General features: G+C 38.4%; 3 protein-coding genes. 2 read left to right on the top strand and 1 reads right to left on the bottom strand.

Annotation, left to right across the window (positions count from 1 at the left end; genetic code table 11):
* Positions 1-1,424 (top strand): tRNA uridine-5-carboxymethylaminomethyl(34) synthesis enzyme MnmG (gene mnmG, locus C1642_RS17330; RefSeq protein ID WP_228153970.1); only part of this gene is annotated, 1,424 nt, incomplete at its 5' end.
* Positions 1,425-1,810: 386 nt separating this feature from the next.
* Here the strand turns inward: mnmG and C1642_RS19060 are convergent.
* Positions 1,811-2,818 (bottom strand): helix-turn-helix transcriptional regulator, encoded by a 1,008-nt coding sequence (locus tag C1642_RS19060; RefSeq protein ID WP_000117146.1) that lies wholly within the window; start codon positions 2,816-2,818, stop codon positions 1,811-1,813.
* 225 nt (positions 2,819-3,043) lie between these two features.
* On the opposite strand from C1642_RS19060, the gene C1642_RS17320 reads away from it, so the two are divergent.
* Positions 3,044-4,005: circularly permuted type 2 ATP-grasp protein (locus C1642_RS17320; protein ID WP_171304722.1), on the top strand; the 962-nt coding region annotated here is incomplete at its 3' end.

Raw genomic sequence — 4,005 nt, 5'->3', positions numbered from 1 at the left:
TAACTACTGGTACATTCTTGGGCGGTGTTATTCACGTTGGTTTAGAGAAATCAAGCGGCGGTCGTGCTGGTGATCCTCCTTCTATTGCTCTTGCTCAGCGTCTTCGTGAGTTGAAATTACCAGTAGGCCGTTTAAAAACAGGTACACCTCCACGTATTGATGCACGTTCAGTTGATTTTTCTATTATGACACCACAACCAGGCGACTTCCCGTCTCCGGTAATGTCGTTCATGGGTGATGTGTCTATGCACCCAGAACAAGTGAACTGCTATATCACGCATACTAACGAAAAAACTCATGACATTATTCGTGGTGGCTTAGACCGTTCACCAATGTATACCGGTGTTATTGAAGGGGTAGGTCCACGTTACTGTCCTTCAATTGAAGATAAGATTCATCGTTTCTCTGATAAAGACTCGCATCAGGTATTCTTAGAGCCAGAAGGCCTTGATACACATGAGCTTTATCCAAATGGTATTTCGACTTCATTACCATTTGATGTTCAGTTTGAACTTGTGCGCTCGATTCGCGGTATGGAAAATGCCCATATCTTACGTCCGGGTTATGCAATCGAATATGACTATTTCAACCCGCAAGCTTTGAAATTTACCCTAGAAACTAAAGCAATTAACGGCTTGTATTTTGCAGGGCAAATTAATGGTACTACCGGTTATGAAGAAGCTGGTGCCCAAGGTTTACTTGCAGGCTTGAATGCTGCACGCCGTGCATGGGAACAAGAAGAATGGACACCTAAACGTGACCAAGCTTATATGGGTGTATTGGTTGACGACTTGATTACCCTAGGTACGAAAGAGCCATACCGTATGTTCACTTCACGTGCGGAATATCGTTTGATGTTACGTGAAGATAATGCCGATCAACGTTTAACAACTATTGGTCGTGAGCTTGGTTTGGTTGATGATGTTCGTTGGGCAGCTTATTGCGAAAAAATGGAAGCTGTTGAGCGCGAAACATCTCGTCTACAACATTTATGGGCGGCACCTAACAACCCAATGGGTAAAAAGTTTGTTGAAATGACAGGTGCTGATTTAAGTAAAGAATGTAGTGCGATTGACTTGCTTAAACGTCCTAATATTAATTTTGGCCAAATTGCGGAACTTACAGGTTCTGAAGTATCACAGCAAGTCGGTGAGCAAATTGAAATTGCTGTTAAATATGAAGGTTATATCAACCGTCAGCATGAAGATGTGGCTCAATTAAAACGTCTTGAAGAAACTAAAATTCCTGCTGATTTTGATTATGACGTCGTTTCAGGTTTATCTCGCGAAATTACTCAGAAGTTGAAAACAGTTCGCCCGGAAACATTAGCTCAAGCGAGCCGTATTCCTGGTGTTACCCCAGCTGCTGTTCAACTTGTAATGATCACGATTCGTAAAAATAATATGACGAAAAAAACGGCTTAATTATTTAAGCGTGTAAAAAAGCCCGGTTAAGACTGGGCTTTTTTATTTTCTGATCAAAAAATATCTGGAATTTTCCTAAGCATCAAAAGAGATTTTGCATCCTTTTTTTCTTATTTCACAAGTTTTAAAGCGAAAGTTATATTAAATTCACGTTCAAACAAGAGGGCTTTAAACATGACAATGAAATCAATTCGCTACAATGGATATGAAATGGCATGCCAATGCTCATGTTCAACATAGCGCAAAAGAAAGAGCAGATCATTTTTGGTGGGGGAAAACATATTGATCTGAAAATAAATAAAAGTATAAATGCCAATATAAAATTAAGAAAATTACAATTCAAAATCTAAAGAGAACCATATGGTTCTCTTTTTTATATCTACTGATTATTTGCTATCAGGCTCAATTTCTCGCACAGCATTGTGTACTTGGGCTGGCTCAATATGAAGCAGTTTTTTACCAAAACTCCGTAACCACCATACGAGTTGGGACGTAAATGGAACGGTCGCCGTAACTTCGACAATATTTTCTTCAATTGGGGTAATGGTCTGATCTTTACTTAACTGACTTTCATAAAAAGTTTTAGCAGTTTGCTCGGTCATGGTTAAAGTAAGCTGAATAGATTCAGTGGGTTGGTTGTAATCTACTCTGAAACCTAAAGCCCCTGAGTCAATATAATGGTCAATATCGAAATTGACAGGGTGTAAAGCCCGACTTTCTAAAACTTTAGCAGATTTGAATCGGTGCAAGGCAAATGTTTGTACTTCAGTTTTATCATGGCGCGTACAAATTAAGTAAATCACAGCACCTTTTTGGACCAAAGCAAGAGGATTTAAAATATAAGTTTTATCTTCGCCTTGATTTACACGGGCCCGATAGACACACTCAATCTGTTTGTCTTGTAGTAGACCTTCATAAATTGCCTGCTGAGCGGCACGGTCCACTACAGGTGGAATAAGAGGTTGGCTTGCTGGCACAATACGGACACGATTAATCCACTGTCTTACATTATTTTGTGTAGATAGACTACGTTTTGCCAAATCGAACCAAGGCCCCATCTCATCAAGTAGACTGGGTGGAAGTAAATGTTTGAGATGTTCCTCAACCATCATAAAAGTTACAGCTTGAGAGCTTGTCATATGCGGTAAGCTTTGAATTGGTGCATCTGATTGCCAACGCCAGCCTTGAGGTACAGCTTTATTACTTTCAATTGGAAAACGCTGAGCAATTTGGTTTAAATCACGCTGAATAGTCCTTAAACTGATTTCAATACCTTCACGCTCAAGCATTTCTTGCAATTCTCGAGTTCCGATCCATTTACCGGTAGGAAGGCGAGATAGAATCTGCCATTGGCGATATAAACTATTTGAGGTTTCTTTTTCTGTTACAGACATAAGCGTAATACATCTATATCCAATTGCTTTGGTGTCAACACAATAAAAAAACTTTACAGATTTAGCAAGTTTGTCAGATTCGGTTTATAGCAGCTTTTACAATCAATGCTAAAATTTAGAAGAAAGTTATAACAATGATATTCAATAAGCATTATAGATATATAAGTGGCACTGAAATTGCTTATTTAAAAATGAAATATAGATAAATGATAAGACGAGGTTGCTATGTCAGAACAAGAGAAAGACCTACAAGCCGATATTGATTATTTTTTACAGGAACAGGCGACCAACGCATTACTTAACCAAACTTCGTTTATAGAAAATCTTTCCGTACAGTCGAACCTATTTGAACAACTAAAATCACAGTTTTTTAATGAGATGTTAGATGATGCAACATCTAACGGTGTGGCCTCTAAAAAAATTGAACAATGGCTGAGCATTCGTACTTTGGATGAGTTGAAACAATTAAATGCGGAGGCTAAGCAACATTTTCTCTATCACGGCATTACATTTAACGTATACGGTGATAAGGAAGGAGTGGAGAGAACGATACCTTTTGATCTCATTCCAAGGGTTATTGAAAAAAAACAGTGGGAAAAAATCGCAGCTGGCTGCGCACAGCGAGTTAAAGCGCTCAATTATTTTTTAGATGACATCTATCATGGTCAACATATTTTAAAAGAGCAATTAATTCCGGAAAGTCAGATTATTTGTCATGAGGCTTTTCAGCCCCATATGCTTAAACACACGCTCAAAGGCAAAATTTATTCTCAAATTAGCGGAATAGATATTATTCGTGACAGTGAAGGCGAGTTTTTTGTACTTGAAGATAATTTAAGAACACCATCTGGCGTATCTTATATGATTGAATGCAGGAATATTAGTCAACAACTCATGCCTGAGCTCTGTGCTGCTAACAATCTGCAAGGTATTGAACACTATCCAAGCTTATTAAAAGAAATACTTCAAGAAAATTCTGAGGTTGATCAGCCTTTTATTGTGGTCTTAACGCCAGGACGTTTTAACAGTGCTTATTATGAACACGCTTTTTTAGCACGTGAAATGGATGTGCCACTGGTCACCAATCGCGATTTATTTGTAGAAAATGATCAAGTATTTGTAAAAACGATTCGCGGCCGTCAAAAGGTTGATGTGATTTATCGCCGTTTAGATGATGATTTTTTAGA

The sequence above is a fragment of the Acinetobacter sp. AKBS16 genome, from assembly GCF_002899995.1.
Taxonomy (GTDB): Bacteria; Pseudomonadota; Gammaproteobacteria; order Pseudomonadales; family Moraxellaceae; genus Acinetobacter; species Acinetobacter baumannii.
The sequence above is the reverse complement of the archived record's forward strand: the minus strand, read 5'-3'. Positions and strand labels throughout refer to the sequence as shown.